This window comes from Gardnerella sp. c11Ua_71, assembly GCF_055818025.1.
Map to the genome: position 1 here is coordinate 24,696 of NZ_JARFVR010000002.1, position 21,397 is coordinate 46,092.

Annotated in this window: 18 protein-coding genes and 1 pseudogene; 7 read left to right on the forward strand and 12 right to left on the reverse strand. The window is 37.8% G+C overall.

Going from position 1 to position 21,397, the window contains the following annotated elements:
- Positions 1-105 precede the first annotated feature (105 nt).
- From P0106_RS01660 to P0106_RS01675, 4 genes and pseudogenes are all read right to left on the reverse strand, one after another.
- Entirely contained in the window at positions 106-921 is an 816-nt protein-coding gene (locus P0106_RS01660) for an energy-coupling factor ABC transporter ATP-binding protein (RefSeq protein WP_248903074.1), read from the reverse strand.
- The gene (locus P0106_RS01665; RefSeq protein ID WP_473730361.1) at positions 921-1,772 is read right to left on the reverse strand and encodes an energy-coupling factor ABC transporter ATP-binding protein; all 852 of its coding nucleotides are present in this window, start codon (positions 1,770-1,772) and stop codon (positions 921-923) included. The genes P0106_RS01660 and P0106_RS01665 overlap by 1 nt, the downstream gene beginning before the upstream one ends.
- On the reverse strand, positions 1,754-2,554 hold the full coding sequence (locus P0106_RS01670) for an energy-coupling factor transporter transmembrane component T family protein (RefSeq protein ID WP_473730362.1): 801 nt from the start codon (positions 2,552-2,554) through the stop codon (positions 1,754-1,756). The genes P0106_RS01665 and P0106_RS01670 overlap by 19 nt, the downstream gene beginning before the upstream one ends.
- 76 nt (positions 2,555-2,630) lie before the next feature.
- Positions 2,631-3,229 (reverse strand): annotated as a pseudogene (locus P0106_RS01675) (ECF transporter S component).
- A gap of 370 nt (positions 3,230-3,599) precedes the next feature.
- Here P0106_RS01675 and P0106_RS01680 point away from each other — a divergent pair.
- Both P0106_RS01680 and P0106_RS01685 read left to right on the forward strand, forming a co-directional pair.
- A complete protein-coding gene (locus P0106_RS01680; RefSeq protein WP_180964961.1) occupies positions 3,600-4,586 on the forward strand; it encodes a DUF3137 domain-containing protein in 987 nt (328 codons plus the stop codon).
- 140 nt (positions 4,587-4,726) lie between these two features.
- Positions 4,727-5,305 carry a LemA family protein gene (locus tag P0106_RS01685; protein ID WP_102720931.1) on the forward strand — a complete coding sequence of 193 codons (579 nt, stop codon included), beginning with the start codon at positions 4,727-4,729 and terminating at the stop codon, positions 5,303-5,305.
- Positions 5,306-5,476: 171 nt separating this feature from the next.
- Here the strand turns inward: P0106_RS01685 and P0106_RS01690 are convergent, their stop codons facing one another.
- Complete coding sequence (locus P0106_RS01690) at positions 5,477-6,808, reverse strand: Na+/H+ antiporter family protein (protein WP_004117562.1); 1,332 nt, start codon at positions 6,806-6,808, stop codon at positions 5,477-5,479.
- 581 nt (positions 6,809-7,389) lie between these two features.
- On the opposite strand from P0106_RS01690, the gene P0106_RS01695 reads away from it, so the two are divergent.
- The 3 genes from P0106_RS01695 to P0106_RS01705 all read left to right on the forward strand — a co-directional run bounded on the left by P0106_RS01695 (position 7,390) and on the right by P0106_RS01705 (position 11,179).
- Complete coding sequence (locus P0106_RS01695) at positions 7,390-8,157, forward strand: ATP-binding cassette domain-containing protein (RefSeq protein ID WP_248912136.1); 768 nt, start codon at positions 7,390-7,392, stop codon at positions 8,155-8,157.
- Positions 8,147-10,225, forward strand: a complete 2,079-nt coding sequence (locus tag P0106_RS01700; protein WP_162861890.1) for a YhgE/Pip domain-containing protein — start codon at positions 8,147-8,149, stop codon at positions 10,223-10,225. Before P0106_RS01695 ends, P0106_RS01700 begins: the two co-directional genes overlap by 11 nt.
- Positions 10,226-10,525: 300 nt before the next feature.
- On the forward strand, positions 10,526-11,179 hold the full coding sequence (locus P0106_RS01705; protein WP_004117575.1) for a TenA family protein: 654 nt from the start codon (positions 10,526-10,528) through the stop codon (positions 11,177-11,179).
- Positions 11,180-11,341: 162 nt separating this feature from the next.
- On the opposite strand, the gene P0106_RS01710 is transcribed toward P0106_RS01705, so the two are convergent.
- Together P0106_RS01710 and nox are read right to left on the reverse strand one after the other, a co-directional pair.
- Positions 11,342-12,475 carry a 4-hydroxybutyrate dehydrogenase gene (locus P0106_RS01710; RefSeq protein WP_473730363.1) on the reverse strand — a complete coding sequence of 378 codons (1,134 nt, stop codon included), beginning with the start codon at positions 12,473-12,475 and terminating at the stop codon, positions 11,342-11,344.
- Positions 12,476-12,656: 181 nt separating this feature from the next.
- Positions 12,657-13,997, reverse strand: a complete 1,341-nt coding sequence (gene nox, locus P0106_RS01715) for a H2O-forming NADH oxidase (RefSeq protein ID WP_048729975.1) — start codon at positions 13,995-13,997, stop codon at positions 12,657-12,659.
- Between the two features lie 325 nt (positions 13,998-14,322).
- On the opposite strand from nox, the gene P0106_RS01720 reads away from it, so the two are divergent.
- Positions 14,323-14,931, forward strand: a complete 609-nt coding sequence (locus P0106_RS01720; RefSeq protein ID WP_004114816.1) for a pyroglutamyl-peptidase I — start codon at positions 14,323-14,325, stop codon at positions 14,929-14,931.
- A gap of 29 nt (positions 14,932-14,960) precedes the next feature.
- Here the strand turns inward: P0106_RS01720 and P0106_RS01725 are convergent, their stop codons facing one another.
- Together P0106_RS01725 and P0106_RS01730 are read right to left on the reverse strand one after the other, a co-directional pair.
- Positions 14,961-15,359 carry a toxin-antitoxin system HicB family antitoxin gene (locus P0106_RS01725; RefSeq protein ID WP_020759470.1) on the reverse strand — a complete coding sequence of 133 codons (399 nt, stop codon included), beginning with the start codon at positions 15,357-15,359 and terminating at the stop codon, positions 14,961-14,963.
- Positions 15,353-15,706, reverse strand: a complete 354-nt coding sequence (locus tag P0106_RS01730; protein WP_013399666.1) for a type II toxin-antitoxin system HicA family toxin — start codon at positions 15,704-15,706, stop codon at positions 15,353-15,355. Before P0106_RS01730 ends, P0106_RS01725 begins: the two co-directional genes overlap by 7 nt.
- A gap of 235 nt (positions 15,707-15,941) precedes the next feature.
- Between P0106_RS01730 and P0106_RS01735 the strand changes: the two genes are divergently transcribed.
- Positions 15,942-17,426, forward strand: a complete 1,485-nt coding sequence (locus P0106_RS01735) for a sensor histidine kinase (protein WP_032837358.1) — start codon at positions 15,942-15,944, stop codon at positions 17,424-17,426.
- A 7-nt stretch (positions 17,427-17,433) separates the two neighbouring features.
- Here the strand turns inward: P0106_RS01735 and P0106_RS01740 are convergent, their stop codons facing one another.
- The 3 genes from P0106_RS01740 to P0106_RS01750 form a co-directional block, all read right to left on the reverse strand.
- Entirely contained in the window at positions 17,434-17,706 is a 273-nt protein-coding gene (locus P0106_RS01740; protein WP_004113182.1) for a WhiB family transcriptional regulator, read from the reverse strand.
- Positions 17,707-17,886: 180 nt separating this feature from the next.
- The gene (locus P0106_RS01745) at positions 17,887-19,776 is read right to left on the reverse strand and encodes an FtsK/SpoIIIE domain-containing protein (RefSeq protein ID WP_473730364.1); all 1,890 of its coding nucleotides are present in this window, start codon (positions 19,774-19,776) and stop codon (positions 17,887-17,889) included.
- Positions 19,777-19,872: 96 nt separating this feature from the next.
- Positions 19,873-21,258 (reverse strand): LCP family protein, encoded by a 1,386-nt coding sequence (locus P0106_RS01750; protein ID WP_004113177.1) that lies wholly within the window; start codon positions 21,256-21,258, stop codon positions 19,873-19,875.
- Positions 21,259-21,397 lie beyond the last annotated feature (139 nt).

The following is a 21,397-nucleotide window of genomic DNA, read 5'->3' on the forward strand; positions in this document are numbered from 1 at the left end:
GCAGCATGCTTTCTGCGATAGTAGCCAATCGCCCGCGAATTTGCAGCGATTGGCTACTTTGGTATTGGATACTTTGCGATTAGCACTCTGATTATTCAGTTTATGCTATCTGCGATTATTTCGTTCACGATACGAGTTCACAAAATCTTCAACAGATAGGAACGTATTTTCATAACCCAGTTTCTCGCACAGCTTCACAACATCTGGCTTATCAAGATGTGCGCTAGAAAGTATGTCGTCTCGCATAAATGCGTCGCGCGCAGTGCCGTCAAAAAGAACATTGCCATTTGAAAGCACAACAACGCGATTAAATACTCGAGCCACAAAATCCATATCGTGAAGAACAGCTATAACAATTTTCCCCTGAGAAACAAGGTGCTTAATAATTGATTCAATACAACGTTTTCCGCGATCGTCCTGAGCAATCGTAGGCTCATCTAAAATAACAACTTGAGTATCCATTGCTAAAATTGACGCAATAGAAACCATTTTCCTTTCACAAAGACTTAAATCGTAAGGATTTAAGTCGCTTTTATCTAAAAGTCCTACGAGTTTTAGACTTTCTTTTGCTTGGATCAATGCTTGACTCTTATCAATTCCAATTTTTAAAAGTCCAAACATTACTTCGCGTATAACCGTTGATTCAAAAATCTGGTCATCTGGATTCTGGAATACGAATCCAATATCTTTAGCAAGAGAGGGAACAGTACATTCTGCAATATCTTTACCATTTAATAAAACGCTTCCAGATTTCGGCGTAAGAAGTCCTCTAAGGATTTTAAGTAAAGTTGTTTTTCCAGTGCCATTTTGACCAACAATAGCGCATGTTCCAGGAGCAAAAGACAAATTTAGATTATTGAATATTTGTGTTGTTGGAGTATGAGAAAAAGACACGTTTTGTATTTCAATAGTAGGAGTCATTATAAGCGATTCCCTTCGTGCGAGCTTAAAATTTGTGACGTTTGCTCAAGAGTTATTGGATACAAGCCATTATTGTTTTTTAACGAAAGTTTTTTGCAAATTTGAGTATAAATAGGAGGATTTACGCCATATTCTTCCAAGTCTTCGCGAGAAAAGATTTTTTGCGGAGTATCAAAATCAATGAGTTTTCCTTCGCTTAAAAGCATTACGCGGTCGCTATATTGCGCGATTTTTTCCATTTTGTGCTCAACCATAATAATAGTTTGACCCTGATTTTTTAAGGATTCTACCGACTTAAAAACCTCTTCAGAACCTTTAGGATCAAGCTGCGAAGTAGGCTCGTCTAAAATTATTATTTCTGGTTGCATAACTAAAATAGCGGCAATAGACATTCGCTGCATTTGACCGCCAGATAAATCGTATGGAGAACAATCTTTAAGATGGGCAATGTTAAGCATCTCCATGATTTTCTCTACGCGATTTTGCATCTCGTTTTGCTCAATGCCAATATTTTCCAGACCAAAAGCAATCTCCTCGTACACAGTAAGCTTCGAGCCTGTAATTTGATTAAAAGGATTTTGAAAAACCAGCCCAACTTTTTTGCAAAGACTGTCTATTGGAGTAGTTTTTGCGTTAAGACCGTCTACCTCAACTTTGCCGCCGTACGCTCCGTGGTAAAGATTTGGAACAAGACCTAAAATAGCTTGCGATAATGTTGATTTTCCAGCTCCATTAGCACCTATTATTCCAATAAATTCGCCTTTATGAATATCGCAAGAAATGTCATCTAGCGCAAGAGTTTTACTATAAGGATAGCGATATTTTAAGTGCTCTATATGAATAGCTTCCATGCTATATATCCTAAATTATTAAATAACGCATAAATAATAGATGCGATTATTACAATTAAACAAGCGCATAAAAATAGCGTATTGTATTTGCTTGGCTTAAATGGTTTTATGAATGTTTTTTGATTATTGCACGAAAATCCGCGAACTTCTAAAGCTATAGTTCTTTCTTTAGAACTCATAAATGAAGACATTATAATCGGGGATATTAAAGGCAAAAAAGCTTTGAAACGAGTTATTAGGGAACCTTTTGTTTTCAATCCTCTGCTTCTTTGAGCGTCAACAATAGTCGAAGTTTGCTGTGTTATTTGAGGAATGATTTGAAATAGCGAGACAAAAACATAGCCCATTTTAGGTGGTAAACCAGCTTGTATCATCTCTTGCATCATATCGGAAGGTTTAGTTGTAAGCGTTAAAACACAAAATGCAAACGAAATATTTAATATATTTAGCACAATCTTCATTGCTACTTCAAAACCTTCCTTGCGAGCAATCAAAGGTCCTAGTTTGAATAAAATCGTGTAGTTTCCCGATCTAAAGAAAGTTTGAACTATAAAAATAGTTACAATAATAAAACCAGTAACTTGTATTACAATTTTTATTTTTGCTAGGACCCTTGATGTTGCAAGTAATATTAGGCTCAAAATAATAAAGATAGCGAAAGAAGTATAGCCTCCAAGCAAACTCGGCGTGCTTGTAGCGCATATTACGTATGAAAGTTTGGTTTTTGCAGATAATCCGTTTAGAAACGAATGCTTATCTTCAAATAGGCTGATGCTTTTCATAGTATCTCGTCTTATTGTGCTTATAAAAACTTGTAGAACTTAACGTTTATGCGATTTATTTGCTTGCAATAAACGTTTATTTATCAAGATCTTCGTCATCGGATTGATAGATGGCTATTAAACTCTTAGGAAGAACTTTATAAATTCCAGCTGCAAGGAACAAAACAACAATCTTGTCTGGTATATCTACAACAAGCTCATCTACGAATGATGCAAAGAAGCCTTTGGAACCCATTGCTGCAAAACAGCGTCACCCCAAACGTTTCCAGTGGTTCCGCCCCAATAAATCATGTTTAGAGGTGTAGAGATTATTATTGCGATTGCTGCAACAATAAGACTTGTTATAAAAATGTGCAGGCCTTTGTCCATATATTTTAATCGTGCAGCGATTCCAACGCTTACACCAATTGCTGCAGCTGTAATGCTATAAACTGTAGAAATTGGATCAATCGTTAAGCCGTAAACAATATTAGTTAAAAATCCCGCAATTCCGCCAACAACTGGACCTGCTAAGCATGCTGAAATGCAAGTGCCTAGTGTGCCAAGCCAAAGTGGTAGTTTTAGCATGCTTGCAAATAGTTTCGCAACGTAATTTATGCCGATTGCGGCTGGTATTAGTACGAGTGAAGCAGTAGTTAATTTAACGCTCCAAATATTTTTTAGTTTATTTACCATTTTGGAACTTCCTATCAGTTAAGGAATAAATTCAAATTCATTATACGCTTTGAGAAATGTTATTAAAGTAGTTGAAAATTAATGTGTTATAAATTGTTATATTGTTTATTTTGTGTTATTTTAACTGATTCTTTATTATTTATTTTGTATTAAATTTTTGCGGAAAATAATCACAGCTATACCACTTCTCTAGCAAAATCAAAGTAGTTATTATTCAACTATTTCAAATTCAAATATTCAAAAATTCTACTATTCCAAATAATGGTTATTTATGATAAAAAAATATAAGAGCCTTTTATGCCTTTTGCAAAAATGTTGTTATAAAAATGTTGTTACAAAAAACATTGGCGATTATAAGAGGGAGATGACGATGAATGTAAAGCATAGTAGCGTGTTTACAAATCCCGAAGTTTTAGAAAGACTTAATAAATTAGAAAAATCTCCCCAAATGCAAGGGAAATTAAATGAGTTAAAAGAAGGCGTAAAAAACAACGCTTTTGACCCAATGCGTTTGATTCCATTAATACCAGTAGTGCTGATTATTGGTGCTGTTGGCAATTATCTTCCTTCGTTTGACTACTCTACTTATAAATATCCTTTACTAATAATAGTTGCTTTTGTTGTTTGCTTTGCTGGCAAGTTTTTTGTAACAAATAAGGTTGATGTAAGCTCGCTATACGCGGATAATGTTTTAACGCCGATTTTGAATGCGATTCTGCCTGGAACGGTATTAGAAAATTCCGAAGGAATTGACAATAGCATTTTTAATAATCTTCTGCCAATATCTAGTAGGTATTATTCAAACAAACACATAATTTTTGGCGATGAATCTAAAACTGAATTTTCAAATATGCAAGCAATGCACTTTTCTAGAACTGAAAGTGGAAAAACTGTCAAAAAAACTGATTTTATTGGTCAAGTCTTATTAATAAACGCAAAAACCAATATAAATGGTCATATTAGAATTGTTCCCGTTACTGGAAAGACCTTTATGGGGCAAAAACTAAATGGATACTATGGCAAAAAAACAAAAGGGGAGAGTGAAGTTCAAACAGAATCCATTGAGTTTAACAATTCGTATTCAATCTTTTCTACAGACGATTTTTATACAAAGCTCGTATTAGATCCAAGTTTTATAGAAGCATTGAATAATTTGCAAAAAAGAATGAGAGTTTGCATATATCTAGATAGCGAGCATATTATTGCATCTTTTGATTCTGGTCGGTATATATTAGGAAATCCTGGAAAATCTGGAATAGAAAATATATCTTTAATAAGAGAATATGAAAAATTTAGAGATGTTTTGGCTGAGTATTACGGAATAGTCAGCGTAATTAAAGAAAAATTGCAAAATTAGAAGCTAGAAAATTGCAAAATTAGATATTGCAATACTAGCGAATCGCAAAAGTAGAAAAACTAGGACTAGAGAAAATTAAGACTAGAGAAAACTAAAGCTATATAAAGACTAGAACTAAAGGAGACATTATGAGTGACATTATGGATGGCATTATGGATGGCATTATGGATAGGGACATCATTTTAATAGTTATTGCAATAGTGCTTGTGATGATTATTGGTTGGTTTATTGGCACGTTAAATAGACTAAGAAAATATAGAGTGATTATAGAAGAGTCGCAAAAAAACGTTGACATTGCGCTCGCTAAAAGATACGACACGATTTGCCAAATGCTTAAAGTTGCGCAATCGTTTGCAAAGTACGAAAAAACAACATTATTTGATTTAGTGAGTTTAAGAGAGGGATTAAACTCTGCGGATTCTAGCGAGGCAATGAAAAATCAGAATCATGCAATAGGGAAGATTTATGCTTTGGCAGAAGCCTACCCAGAATTAAAGTCTTCTGAACAATTTCTGAATTTGCAAGAAGAAGTGAACGACGAAAACGAGCAATTGGCTGCAGCAAAAAGAATTGTAAATAGTAATATCAGCGCTCTTAATCAAAATATTGTTACCTTCCCAATTTCGCTTATTGCAAGATTAAGCGGAATAAAGCAGATGGATTTTCTTGATGAAGATGATTTAAGCAATAAGAAGAATATCGATAGCATATTGGGCTAGCGAAAATGTTTAGCTAGACGGTATATCTAATGTAGCCAATCGCCCGCGAATTTGCAGTGATTGGCTACTAGTGATTGATTGCTTTGTGCAGGTGAAGAAAATTGCCGCAAACGGCAAAAATCTTCACCAACGTTTATTAGATGTGTATTGTTTGTGACTTTCAGTTAAATGCTAAATAAACTGAGATATTACAATACCTGCAGCCATAAGTGGAATGTTGAAGATAAGGAATGTTGGAATGCAAGTATCCCAAATGTGGCTATGCTGACCATCTGCATCTAGGCCAGAAGTAGGGCCAAGCGTTGTATCGGAAGCAGGGGAGCCTGCGTCTCCAAGAGCTGCAGCAGAAGACATAAGAAGAATTGTTGCAGGAGTGCTAAAACCAATACTTTGGCAAAGAGGCACGAACAAAACTGCAAGAATAGGAACCGTGCCAAACGAAGTGCCTATGCCCATAGTTACAAGCAAACCAATAATTGTAATAACGAATGCAGCGATTAGCTTGTTTTGACCCATAGAAGCAACGCCAAAGTGTACAAGCTCATTAACTCCGCCCGTGGCTTGAATCACGTTAGCGTAGCCGCCAGCAATGAGCATAATAAATGCAATAAGACCCATGAGTTTTACGCCGCCCATAAGCTGCTTATCGATATCTTTCCATGCAACGGCTCTAAAAATAATCATGGTTGCAAGACCTGCAAGAGAAGAAAGTGAAAGATCCTTACTAATAACTTGAACTACTACAACAACAATAATCGCAAGCATGGTTACATAGTGTGCTTTAGTAAGCGGGCCAACAACAGCGTCCGCTGCGCGAGTATCTGCTTCTGTTGTTTTATATTCGCGAGGCTTTCTGTATAGCACAAACACTGCGAATAGGAGGGCTGCAAGCATTGCAGCACCTAAATACCAGTTCACAGCGCTAACGTCTGAAACGCTAACTTTCATACCATTTTTAGAAAGATTAGTTGCAATAACTGTTTGGAAAATTAAGCCAAAGCCAAATGGAATAGCAATGTATGGCACTTCTAGTCCGAACGCAGTGCAGCATGCGGCGGCGCGGCGATCTAGCTTAAGCTTGTTCATAATGGAAAGAATTGGCGGAATAAGAATAGGAATGTAAGCAATATGAACAGGCACAATATTTTGAGACATGCATGCAATAATTGTTAGAACTGCAAGAAGAATAAATTTGTTTGTGCCGATAAGTTTACTGATTTTTTTAGAAATGATTTGAGCTAGGCCAGTTGCTGTAATTGCTTCTGCAAAAGTACCAAGAAGAATGTAGGCGAGCGCAGTTTGCGCATTTGTGGAAAAACCATCGCAAAGCAGCGCCATAATAGTATGGCTTCCATCTCCAAAAAGAGGGAGATGTCCGGCTATGCCTCCTGCAACGCATGCAACAATCATTGCGAGTAAAACATTGAGTTTAGCGAGACTTAACGCGCATAACACTACAACCGATACGATTACCGGATTGCATAGAATGTTTAAAATCTGCATACTGTTTCACCTCTTTTTAAAGTTATCTTCATTTTGATGTTTGCAAATAATATGTTTTTCAATTTTGATAATTTTTAAATTTTAATAATTAAAGACAATATAACATAAAAACATACGTAAAATTTTTATTGGCAAAATAAAGATATTAAGTATGCTTGAAATTTACATGTTTGAATCATAAATGTGACATTTTGTCACTATATATCGTGTTTTTATGGTTAAAACATAAACAAATGAACAAAATGTTTAAAAATAAGTTAATATTTGTTCGCCTTGAATAGTACGATGAAAGTACTTTCAGGAGATTAACGTCAATAATTGGTCTCTTAATTTATAACCTTTTGTTGCAACATAGCAATATGAGGTAGTCGCCAAAATCATTATAGGCGATATCAGAATTAAATATTGAGTCTGAAGTTAGAAGAATCAAAAAAATCAAAAAAATCAAAATAAAACCAAAAAATTGAAAATTGAAAATTAAAAATCCACGATTAAAGAGTAAAAGGAGGAATGCTCGACGATTGCAATAGAAGCGTGCCGTACAGTTTCGCTTCAAATGCTTATTTCGTCGCATGTAAATTATGCAAGAAGAACAAACGCTTATAGAAGCGAAAGAATTAGGATTAAAAAAATTTAGAAAATCTCCATTTTGGAATGTGTCACTAAAAGTTAAGCCGCACGAAATTGTAGCAATATCTGGAGAACACGGCTCTGGAAAATCAGCTTTGCTACTTGCACTGTCTGGTTATATGAAATTTACGAACGGAACTCTTACAATTGCGGATGCAACTCTTCCTAACGATTTTAAAGAATCACGTAAATATGTGGGATTGGGATTATTCAACAGAATTAACGAATTCTACAACACTCAAACAATAGAAGAAGCGCTTATGAGCGAGCTAAAACTTGCTAGCGCATCGCTGCTTTTCCGCGAACAATACAAGAATAATGTTAAAAATCACGAAGCTCTACAACAATACGCGTATAACCTATTAGCATATTGGAAAGTGTTATCTCCTAGAGAAACTGCTATTGGTGATTTAACGCCATGTGAGCGCATGAGATTGGGAATCGCACTTGCTTTGCTAAAAAAGCCGTGGATTCTTTTTGTAGACGGCGTAGAAACTGAGCTTACAAGTGAGCAAAGTGAATGCTTAATTGCAGATATTCGCGAGTATGTTAGCAAACACTTTTGCTCGTGCTGCGTGGGAGTTTTGCAAAGCGAGTTAGAAAAGCAAGCAGATCAAGTTTTAAGACTAAGCCCAAATCATGGGGAAGCAGAAAATTCTCATACTGATTCTCAACTTGCTACAAGTGAAGCAAATGGTGGTGAAAACAATGCACGTTAATACTATTGCTCTTGCATTTCGTGAGCTTAACAATACGATGAAAGGAAAAGCTCGAAAGCTTGTTATTGGAACCGTAGCTTTGATTCCACTTTTATACGGATCGCTTTACTTGTGGGCGTTTACAAATCCTTATAAGACTTTGGATACTGTTCCAGTCGCAGTTGTTGTGGAAGATAACGGTGCGATGATAAACGGCAAAATGCGCAATGTTGGTGATGAAATCAAGAATCGTTTAAAGAATCAAAAAGATGGAAGTGAAGGATTCCAGTGGAACTTTGTAAATAGCGCTAAAGCAAACAAAGGACTTAAAAATGGCGATTACTTTATGGTAGCAACTATTCCAGCTTCCTTCAGTAAGTGCATTGCTTCCGCGCAATACGATACTCCAACTAAAGCAAAACTTCACGTAAAGTACGATCAAGCAAGCAATATGCTGGCTTCACAAATTGGTAAAACTGCTTTCCGCACTATGCGTACTGAGATTAGCGAGGCGATTGCTCAGGAATATTGGGAGCATATGTTTGAAAAAGTAAATTCTGCTTCTGATTCTCTTAATTCAGCAGTGAGCGGTTCTGGCGATTTAAGCGCTGGAATGCAATCGCTTAATGGCGGAGTAGATAAGCTTGCTGATGGATCGATCAAGCTTACTCAATCTTTGCAAAAACTACAAAACGGATTAAGTGAACTTCAAAAGGGAGCGCAATCGCTTAGCAATGCAAATGCACAGAGCAAAGATGGAGCGCAATTCTTAGCTCAAAAAACTAACGATTTGGCAAATGGCGCAAATCAGCTAAATAGTGGAGCGCAAACGCTACATAACGCAACAGACGAATTATATAATGGTGCGCAAAAGCTTTCAGATTCTAGTGCGCAGCTTGAAGAACATGTTAAAGCAGGAAACGAGGCTACAAAAAATCAGCTTGCTCAATTGCTTGTTGAAGCGCAAAATCCGCTTGTAACAAAAGAGCTTGTGTTAGAAAAATTGCAAGGTCTTGCAGGAGGATTAAGCGAAAATTCTAAGCTCTTAGAGACGAATCTTTCGGCATTGAGTCAAGGTGCTGGAGCACTTTCTTCTGGTAGTTTGAAGATAAAAGCTGGAGTTGACGCCGTTTCTAAAGGAATATCAAGCGTTCACAATGGCTCGTCGCAGCTTTCCGCTGGAGCAAATAAGCTGGCGGAAGGTCTTAATAAAGTAAGCAATGGCAGTGAAAAGCTTAATAATGGTATTAATTCTGCTGCGCTTGGGTCTGCAAAAATAGTTGATGGATCAAGTCAATTGAATTCTGGAGTTCAAAAGCTTTCTGAAAACACTCCAAAGCTTGTTGATGGAGCTAAAAAGTTGCATGAAGGTCTTAAAAATGCTCAAAATTCTAGCAAAATCAACAATATTAAGCAAAAAAGCAAGATGATGAGTGCGCCAGTTGCGCTTAAAGAGCATGATTATTCGCATGTTGAAAACTACGGAACTGGCTTTGCGCCTTACTTTATTTCGATAGGTCTTTGGGTTGGTGCGCTTATGGCAACCTTTGTTTTAAGGGTTATGGATAGGCGAGCAATACTTAATGGTATGAATCCGCTTAAAAGTGCGCTTATTAGTTTTACGCCGTTTGTGCTTATGGGCGTTGTGCAAGCGATTATTCTTATGGGCGTTGTTCACGGAGCGTTGAAGTTGCAGATTGACAACGTTGCTGCATTCTACGCGCTGGGGATTATAGCGTCAATAGTCTTTATGGCCATAATGCAAATGATTATGGCAGTGTTTAAGATTCCGGGAAGAATAGTTGCGATTGTGCTACTTATGCTGCAAATAACTAGCTCTGCAGGAACTTTCCCAGTGCAAATGACGCCATCGTTCTTTAGGGTGGTTCACCCATATTTGCCTATGACGTACTCGATTCTTGGGCTTCGTCAAGCAATGGCTGGAAAGAACAGTGGCGCAATAACATCCAGCATTGGAATTCTTGTGCTTTTCGGTGTGATTGCAATTGCAATAACAAGCATTGTTGCGCGTATGAAGCGTACTGTAACAATGTTTGATTTGCATCCTGTAATTACATTGGAGGCATGAGAATACGACAATGAGTAGGTAGTAATTACTGTGATTGCTGGAGTTACTGAAGTTGCCATAATATAAAAATTGCAACCGAGTGCTGCTCAAATTTGTACCCAAGTTAAGTATGACTACTTATGATATTGTTCATACTAGCGTAGTTGTTCAGATAGGTGTACGAGCAGTGCTCGGTTGTGCATAACTATACGACTATATGTGAACCGTATATGACGTAACTGGTATGGCTAACGCAACTATGCGCAATTATATTAATCTACCTAAGGGCTTATATGAGTTACAGAGAGAAAGGACGTGTCAATGACTGCACGATTTACCGACGAATTAAAAAATGAGAATATCGAAACATGGGATGCTGCTATTCATCATCGTTTTGTTAACGAGTTAGTTGAGGGCACTATTCCTGATGCTGTATTAGCTGGATATTTAATTCAAGACTACCGATTTTTAGATAGTTTCTTGGCTCTGCTTGGTGCTGCAGTTACGACAGCAGACACACTTGATTCTCGTCTCGTGTTTTCGAAATATATTGGTGAGGTAGCGGGAGATGAGAATACGTATTTTGTGGATGCGTTTAACGAATTTAATACTCCTGAATCTTTCCGCAATAAAATTCCAGACACTGAAGCAACTCGCGAATTTAAAAAGATGTTTTTAGACGCGGCTCACAGTGGACATTATGCTGCCGTGCTAGCCGTGTTAAACGTTACAGAATGGATATATCTTACGTGGGCATCAAACGCTGAAGGTAAGCGTCCTGAACGCAAGGTTCATTACCAGTGGATCGACCTGCATGATTATGAAGGATTCCACAAGTTTGTAGGGTTCTTGCGTGATGAGTTGGATCGTATTGGTCCTAAGGATGCTGATATTGCTCGAGAATATTTTGCGCGTGCAGTAAAGCTGGAGCGCATGTTCTTCGATAATTCGTATGAGACTCCTGTGGCAATCTAACGAATAGCATTCTAACGAACGGATGGAAATCTAACGGATGGAAATCTAACGAAGTAAGCAAGCTGTGAGAATAAAAATAGACCCTACAAGATTTGTAGGGTCTACCTTTGAGAAGATGAGAAATTTTCGTTAATAATTGAAAATCTCACTGTTAACTATATATTAGAAAGTAGATGCGTAGACTTCGGCAATAGCATCTTCGCTCATATGCATGTATGAATTCTTTAGAAGTCGCTGCTGCTCTTTAACAACGCTTGAAGCCCAATCGCGAATCATGTCTTTGGTCATTCCATACTCGTGAAGCTTGTGCTTAGGGAGAATCGTGTTAAGAACTTCGTCAAGCTTGTTTAATACATCTGCTTTTTGGCATTCAAGAATATTTGCCATAAAGTCAAAAAGTTTAGAAAGCTCAGTGTTTTCAGCGCTAGTGCTGTTTTCAGAGTTGTGCTTAGCGTAGTAGCGCAAAACGCTTGTAAGAAGAGCAGCGTTCGTCTCGCCGTGAGCCACGTGGAAAGTGCCGCCAAGAGGATAAGCCATAGCGTGCACGCAACCGCATCCGGCATTACCAAATGCAATGCCAGCGTAAAGACTTGCCGAAACCAAGTCGCTTACAACTTGGGCTTTAGCGCTGTTACCTTCCTTAACAACTCGCATGTAGCTTTGCAAAATAAGACCGCAAGCCTTGTAACTAAACATTTTTGTAAGCTCTGTTGCAATAGGGGAGAGTGCAGACTCAATAGAATGCGTAAGAGCATCAATAGAGCTGGTTGCAAAAACGTAATCAGGCAGGCTCTTTAACAATTCTGGAATAAGAACCGCGTCTGTAGCGTAGCAAGAATCGTTTGCCAAACCCTTTTTAGTGTTGCGCTTTGTGAGCGAGAACACGGCAACGTTTGTAACTTCGGAACCAGTGCCGCAAGTAGTTGGAACAAGAATAAGATCTGCGCCTTTTTGCGCAGGAATCTTGCCATCAATCAAGTCTTCAAGCGGGCTTGTTTGCTTTAACGCGCAAACTTTAGAAATATCCAAAACAGTGCCGCCGCCAATGCCAATCACGCGCCTTGGAGTAGTGTGAATATCTCGAACAATCGCGTCAACCATTTCGTCGCTTGGCTCGCCCTTGCCGTAGTTTTCTTGGAAAATCACATTACAATCAAGATTTAAATCGCCAAAATAAGGCTCCCAAATGTACTTGTTTGTAATAACCAAATCGTCTTTGCCAAGCTTAAATTCTTGCGCAAAATCGCGCGTATTTTCAAATTTGTGAATAGTTGGCTTAATAGATAGCTGCTTCATCCTAGACTCCTTTGTTTTAATTTGTACGTCTTACGCTAATATGCGCGTTTTAATTCGCGATTTGTGCGCGGATGATTAAAAAACCAAGCAACCGCTCCATTATAGAACAAATTGCTTGGTTTAATAAACGCGATTTAAGCTAATCGCAGAACTTAATCAGCAGAGATTAATCAGAAGCTAATCATCCCTTCAACAAAGCCGTGTAAGCTGCCATCGTAATGTAATTGTATGGCTGGTTGAAGTGAGGCATAAAGAAGATATCACACAATGCAAGCTCTTTAATCGTGACTTTCTTTTGAATAGCAAGAGAGAACAGGTGGATTGCTGCAGACATATCGTAGTTAGAAGCCAATTGGCATCCAACAATCACCTTAGAATCCTTCTTGTAAACAATGCGAATCTTAACTTTTGGATTCTCAACTTCCATAAACGCAGGCTTTTGAGTATCCTCAAAATCAACGTAATCAACGTCCATGCCCTCTTTTTGAGCAGCCGTTAAGCTCAAACCAGTGCAAACAAGCTTGTAGTCGTAAATCATCATTGCGCTAGAGCCTTGCACGCCCTCGGTTTCTACAGGAGTTCCGCAAACGTTGTGGCCTGCAATCAAGCCGCTTCTAACGGCATTAGTAGCGAGCGCAATGTAGTTTACGCGGTCTCGAGCGTTGTCGTAGATTGTAGCGCAATCGCCAATAGCGTACACGTCTGGGTCGGAAGTTTGCTGCTTTTTATCAACAAGGAAAGCGCCGTTTTCGTATTGCTTCAAATGATCTTTTCCAAGAGCAACATTTGGGTGGAATCCAATAGCACAAATCACCATGTCGGCGTCGTAAGTGCCCTTGCTTGTTTTAACAGCCTTAACTTCAGTATCTCCAACAATCTCTTCAACAGCTTGACCAAGCTCAAACTTAATGCCCTTATCTTCCATAATTCTCTTCAAATTATCGGAAAACTCTGGGTCAAAGTAGCCGTTAAGAATATGGTCTTCCATGTCGATGAGAGTCACGTTCTTGCCAAGGCGCTTAAAAGCTTCCGCAAGTTCCACGCCAATGTAGCCGCCGCCAAGAACCACAACGTTATTAAAATCGCGCTCTTGAAGCTTAGCAATAACAGTTTGCGCATTTTGGAAAAGCTTTACCATTTGCACGTTTTCCAAATCAATGCCCTTAATGCGTGGCTTGTTTGGAAGGCTGCCAGTAGCTAGAACGAGTTTATCGTAAGAATCGTGAATAACAGATCCGTCTTTAAGCTCTACAGTAACTTCTTTCTTTGCGTAATCAATGTCTAGAACTTTGCTTTCAAGATTTACTTTTGCGCCCTTTTTAACGAAATCTTCTGGCTTCTGGTAGAACAGACCATCGCTGCTTTGAATCTGCTTTCCAATCCACAAAGCCATACCGCAGCCAAGGAAGGAAATGTTGCTATTCTGATCGTAAATTGTAAGATCGTTTCCTGGGTAGCTCAAAATGGTGTTAGCGCAGGCAGTGCCAGCATGATTTGCGCCAATCTGAATAATCTTGGTCATCGGTAATCTCTTTTCGTCGTTGATGTTATTGTTTAATTTTCATATGCGTGCTGTTAACAACATTGTTCGTTAGTTACACGCTGGTACTAAATCTTATTACATTGATACGAGTCTTGCTAATTTTGATTCTAGGTGTGTTGTTTCTGATTATTGTATAAGTTGTAATTACGATTTAATCTTTTCTATGAACGTGAAGTATGTAATAGAATCGTGAGTGTTTTGTATAAGTGCATTCGTGTATATATAGTTTCGCAATGTCTTTTGATAAATTTTGATAAACTTTGATAAAGTTTGATAAGTGAGAGTTGTATGAGGGGGTATTTTAATGCGTATTTTGATTACTGGTTTTACGCCGTTTGATAATGAGTCTATAAATCCGTCGTGGGAGATTGCGCAATCAGTGCATGCTCCTGAGGGTGTGGAACTTGTTCGTTTGCAGATTCCTACGGAATTTAACAAGGGTGCGCAAAAAGTTATTGAGAAAATAGAGGAAGTTCATCCTAATGCTGTGCTTTCGTTAGGGCAATTTGGCGGTTCTGCTTGTTTTAATGTCGAGTATGTTGGTATTAACTGTAGAGCTGCGCGCATACCGGATAATAGTGGATATAAGCCTTGGTATGAGCCTGTTGTGCAAGATGGTGATGTGGCTTATAAAGCGACTTTGCCAGTTGTAAGCATAGTTGACGCTTTAAATAAAGCAAAATTGCCGGCGTCTGTGTCTTTTTCTGCGGGCGCATACGTGTGTAATGACGTGCTTTACAGTGTTTGTCATTATTGCCAGACTAAAAAATTGCCAATTAAGAGCGGTTTCATTCACGTTCCGTATTTGCCTGAGCAGGTTCTCAATAAGCCGAGCACGAGTTCTATGAGTTTAGCTGATATGCTTCGAGGCATTGAAATTGCACTGCGAGTGATTGCAAGTGATTGCGAGTGATTGCTAGCAAATAGCCAGGTATTTATTTTCTATGCTCGCTCAAGCACGCGCTCAATAGCGTTGTTTTGCGAAAGAAGATAAACGCAATACTGGTTCATGCTTATGCCTTCGGCTTGAGATTGCTCAGACAATTGTCTGTGTAATTCTTTAGGAAGACGCAATTTGAATTGCCCAGAATAATCATTTATCTCATGGTAAGACGGCTCTTTTATGTTTACTTTACTTTCAAGTGCTGCTTCCAGCCAAGCCTTTTTAGCATCCTGCGCATTTGCTGCTGCTGCCTGCTCGGATTCCCCAGAACTCATGCACCCTGGCAAATCAGGGTAGTAGGACACAAATCCGCCTTCATCTGGATCTTTTACAATCTCCAGCTTGTATGGGAGTGACATGTAGTAGCTAAGCGTTTTATTCGTAAGTGTTTTCACCATATTTGATTTTCCTCTTTTATTTCTTCGTCTTCTGCTTCTACTACAGATTTCACCATTTCTACGTATATCTTTTTGATTGGTTCATGCTTAGGAATTGTAATTGGGTTGGCGTGATTTTTGCGAAAAGTATAATGACTGCTTCCGCTTCTTGGATTGCACATTTCATATCCGTAGGCTTCTAGCACTTTTTTCAATTCCTCAAATCTCATATCTTTAGATAAGCTAAGTATTCGCTTAAGTAATTTGTCCCATTGCGACATTTCACCCCCAGTTAATAGCGTGTTTTTGGTGTTTATAAAATTATAAGTGGTGTTACATATGGTGTCAATGTATTCGGTTTGCTGCATAGAAATTATGCAAATCATGATTTGGAGTGAAATATAAGAAACGATGCAAATTTAAACTAACTTTTGTTCGTACAAATATGGAAAGTCGTAAATTTATTTTATTAACAGAAATCTATGAACAGAAATTTATAAGACTATTTTATTAAAAGAGTTATTGTAATTTGTTGCCACGTAATTGGTAGGAGTAAATCCTCCATAGTTTTAGATTTATCCATGTGGCTATATTATTGTGGTTATGGCTGATTTTTCTCATATTCTTGCAACGCGTCCAGATTTTGATGAGTCTGATCGCGAATGGCTGCATCACCTTGTAGCAGACTGGCAGGTAATAGCAGACTTAAGTTTTGCAGACTTGCTTTTGATTATTCAAAACGGCAATGGTGATTACGTTGTAGCAGAACAATGTCGTCCGTCTACAGCAATCACACTTAGAACTGAAGATTTACTAGGTGTAAAACTAGACGAATCAATGCATCAAGAACTAAGTGCAGCAATGAGTAAGGAAACAAGTTTCCACTCTTCTGTATTAAGAACTGTTGGAAGAGCAACAGTTTGTAATGTTTACGCCCCAGTGCGTCATAATGGCAAGACGTTAGGTCTTGTTCTTAGAGAAACAAATCTTGCTACAAGAGAATCAAACGGTAGGTATGAGACCGAAAGCATTAATGCTGGCAAAACTCTGTTCGACATGATTTCGCGAGAGCAATTTCCATACCACGATTCAATGCTAAATCAGCGCCACAATGCTAGAGTTGCAGATGGTTTTATTATTTTAGAAGAAAGCGGAGTTGTGCGCTATGCTTCTCCTAACGCAATTAGCTGTTTCCGTAGATTAGGCGGATTAGACACTATGCAAGGCGAGTTTCTATGCGAGTTTGGAGCAAGATTGTTGCACACAAACGATGTTGTTCCTGAAAGTTTGCCTCTTGTACTAAGCGGTAAAGCGGATGTTGATTGCGAACTAGAAGTTAATAATTCTGTTGTTTCTATGCGCTCGCTTCCATTGTATGGTCCAAATGATCGAACGGGTGCAGTTGTTCTTTGTCGTGATGTTACAGAGGTTCTCCGTAGGGAAAAAGAGCTTCAAACTAAGAATGCTACTATTTCTGAAATTCATCATCGTGTTAAGAATAATCTTCAAGCTGTTTCTGCTTTGCTTCGTCTTCAAGCTAGAAAAACTAAGTCTGCAGAAGTACGTAAAGAATTAGAAGAAGCACAAAGACGCGTTCAGACGATTGCTCTTGTCCACGAAGGTTTAAGTCAAACAGCTGATGAGGTTGTTGATTTTGATAAGGTTATTTCTAGTTTGCTTAAAATGTCTATTGAGCTTGCTTCGCAAAATCAGAATATTACGATAGATTTTTGTGGCAAGTTTGGCATGTTGGCAGCACAAGATGCAACTCCTCTTTCTCTTGTTTTAACAGAACTTGTGACTAACGCAGTAGAGCATGGTTTTGAGGGAGTTAGTGAAGGACATATTAAGATTTCTGTTGGTAGAGGTGGGGATAATCTGAGTATCGTCGTCGAAGATGATGGAGAGGGTATTGAAAGTGAGTCTTTGCACGGTATGGCTAAGTCTTCTGGATCTGGGTTAGGCACTCAGTTAATCAATACTTTTGTTACTAACGACTTTGGCGGAACAGTTAAATGGGAGCAACGTAGAGAAGGTGGAACTCGTGTTCTTCTCGACATTAAGCTACGAGTTCCAGGAGTGGAGTAGATGTAGATTACAGTTCTGCATTTTGGTTTCTTCTTGCACGTATAGCCCTGCGTTTTAGTGATCGTCGTTCATCTTCACTAAGACCACCCCATACGCCGTAATCTTGGCTTGTTTCAAGCGCGCATCTTAGGCAATTGTCTGCAACGTTACAAGTTCTGCACACTGCTTTGGCTTCCTCAACCTGCTGATTAGATGCACTGTTACTTCCTACTGGGAAGAAAAGCTCAGGATCTTTGTCTCTGCATGCTGCTTTTGAACGCCAATCAAATGCGCTGCTCATAAATAAATATCCCCTTTAAAAAACGTAGCTTACGCTGGTTAAAACTATTATTAAACTTTGTTTTTAAAAACTATCCGCACTCAAGGAAACCATGAATATAACTTTTTTTCAAGACTTTTTTAAGAATTTTTTATTTTTTAATTTTTTGAATAATTTAAAATATCTTTTTTATGTAAAACTTTATGTAAAACTTAAAATCTGCAATAGATTAGCACTTCCAGGAATTACCATTACACATCTTCCTGGAGTTTGATAATCATCTACATTAAGAGTTTTTAGCAAGTCTGATGGTATTCCAAGCATTGTATCTGTTCCAGCATCTCCTGTTGGGAATATTATTCTTACTGGCGCTTGTTCTGGTATGCGAATATGCCTTGCATTTTGTGCGCAGAAAATTACAGTTATTTTTGGATTGACTAGTTTACTTTGAAATTCTTGAGACTTTGTGTCGCTACTAAAAGGTTCTAGCAGTGAGTCTGCATTGTCTAAAATATAAATATTTTGCGAATTGTTGTATGTGTTTCTTGATTTTATAGCTTTAGAAATTACGTTTATAAGATTAGTTTTTCCTCTCTTATTTCCTCCAATAATTGCGATATTTCCCAGATTTGTAGGTAGAATTGCCTCGCTTAAATTAATGCCATCGTCTTTTAAGCCTATTAACAATCCATCTTCTTTACTTAAGTCATAGCTAAAGTCAGAATTAAACCTAGAAGATTTATTGTTGCAAAAAGTATTATTGCAATAATTTTTGATTGTTGAATAACCTAAATATCTTGGTAATGGAGCACTGAATAGTTGTTTAGGCTGATTATAGTAGTAGAATTTTCCAGCTAATTTTATTGCTTGTATAAGAGAATCTTTGTTTCTGCTTTGTGAGCATTGTAATGCTATTATTCCATCTCCAGTGTTGCAGTATGCTGCTCCAGGATTGTTTGGATTTATGCTCGCTGCACAAGATGATCCTAATAATTCATGAGATTGCATTGCATCTCTAACTCTTAAACATATGTTTATAGACATATTTGCTTTCATGTCTGCATTTACTTGTGCCATTGGATTCTGTGTACATGCTATAAGGTGCATTCCTAAGGATCTTCCAACTGATGCTATTCGTATAAGACGATTCATGTAGTCTGGCAATTGATTTTTTAATGCGTGAAATTCGTCTATAACAATAGCCAGTGAAGGCTGGTATGGTTTTACTTGATTAATATCATGGCATCCTTGGCATGCTACTAATCTTTCTCTTCTATCTAATTCTTTTTCTAAGCCTTTAAGTGCTCTTACTGCATGTTGAAGGTTTAGATCTCCTACATTCCCAATGCTGTGTGGGAGTGTGGAAAGAGCGTCAAATGTGGCTCCACCCTTAAAATCCATAAAAACAAATTGCAAAGATTTGGGGGAGTAGTTGAATGCTAAGGCCAAACACCATGATGTTAGTAACACAGATTTTCCTGAGCCTGTTGTACCTGCTACAAGAGCGTGTGGTCCGTTTCTAATAAGGTCTAAACAAAAATATCCGTTTTCACTTATCCCGATTGGTGCTACGAGTTTTTTATTTGACTCATTGGAAGATTTTAGCCAAGAGTAAACAACATTTTTCCATGGAGGAGTACTGCTATTTACTATATTTTTAGAATTACTTATGTTGCTTATTTGATTAGTATTATTTATCAGTATTGCTTCTAAATTTATTGGAACAAGCGTATTCGGAACACCTTGAACATGCTGGCGACTTATCCTTTTAGAAAATTGTGTTTCAACATGTTTTTTAATATTATTTTCGTTTTTGTTATCACTTTTCTTATTCACATTGTATTGAATAATTTGTGGTATTAAGCAAGCAATATACATCATTATGCTTGGGACGACCATAGCTAACATCATCCAACTTTTTTGCAAGCACGCCATTATTGCTAGAGCAATATTGGCAAAAATCGGCACAATATTAGCGATAATCTGCATCCAAAACATTGATTTTGAGGATGCGTTTTTATTATAGATTGCGTTGTTTTCATAGTTTCCGTAGTTTTTACATTCCTTATATTCCATAGCGCAATCATGCATGAGTTTTTACAGTTTGTGCAAGGAAAATACAGCAGTGTGGTTAAAGGTTTAAATACGATAAAACTTTTTGTGTTAATCGTGTTAATCGTATTCGTATTATTGTTGATTCATTAGTTCTGCAAGTGTTCCTACGCTTCCAGGAGCATGTGTTCCTGCAGATAACTGGTTGAATAATTCAATGTTCTTGGCGTCGTCTAACAATACTGATGATCCGACTCCGTAAACCTCATAATCAGGATTTGTCCAATAAACTGTTCCCGTTACACCGTCTTTTCCTGTAGCTTCTTTAAACGCAAGCCCCATGTTTAGTAGTGTTCCAGGATTTGTGTTTTCGTCTAACATTGCTGAATCGAGAGATGCTTTTGCAAATCCTTTTACGGTCCCAAAATTTGTAAGTGTGCTGCTAGATAATGCTTTTTTCATTATTGCGCTTATCACCATGCGTTGTCTTGCTGCTCTACCAAAGTCGGATTGTGGATCCGCGTATCTCATTCTGGAAAAAGCTAGCGCAACTGTTCCGTCTACGCTATGGCATCCAGCTGTCCAATTAAGACCACTGTATGCATCATTTACAGTACGGTTATAGCATAAATCTATTCCGCCCAGAGAATTTACAACTTTTGTAAGTCCTTCGAATTTTATTTCTGCTACATGGTCTATTTTGTGACCAGTTATTTTTTCGACTGTTTTTGTTAAGGCTTGTTTTCCAATATCTTGCGCAACAGTGTTTATTTTCATTTGCTGACCATTTATTGAAACAAGCGAGTCTCTTGGAATTGATATTAAAGAGCTGTGTCCGCTTACAGGTTTTGTTAGTACAAGAATAGTGTCTGTTCTAAAGCCTGTTATCTCTTTAGCTTCTTCGCCTTCTCTCTGGTCTGATCCTAGAATAAGCCATGTTGTTTCTTGAGTGTCTTCTGTATTAGTCAACCATGGTTCGCGTTTTATTTGTGAATCAACCCAGTTCCAAGATAACGCTCCACACACTCCTACAATAATTAAGAGCGTTACTAACAATAGAGTTAAGTATTTTAAGAAATGATGTTTTTTTCTATAACCTATAGGGTTATTAGCAGGATTATCAATTGATTCTACATCGTCTGGTTTTTCAAAGATTTTATTAGACGTTCCTATATAAGACTCAGGTGAAATCATATACGATTCGGAATTTGAATATGCTGTGCTAATCGGTTGCACATTAATTGATGGTGTTATATTCGATATTTTTGGATGACTTGTGTTGCCGTTTTTGCGCGATGTTGGTGCAAAAGATGGTGCTTTTTGATTGATTTGTGAGTTTTGATTTTCTATTTCTTTAAATTTGTGATTCTGTTTAGGAGGAAAACTCGGTATTGCATTTCCATTATTTGCGCTTGTATTGTGTGAGTAAGAGCCATTCTTATTTTTTCTACGATTAGATGGTGCAAAACTAGGAGGATTATTCTGATTCCCTGAAGCGTCTTCTGGACGTTGCTGGCTCATTTATCCTCCTGTAGCATAACTCGTATGTGTTTGCTAATTAATAATTTCTAATCGTATTAACTCAATGCAATAACTAACAATGGCATTATAAAGCATTGTGGTTATAAAGTAGTGTCGAAAATATATTTTCTATCTTTCT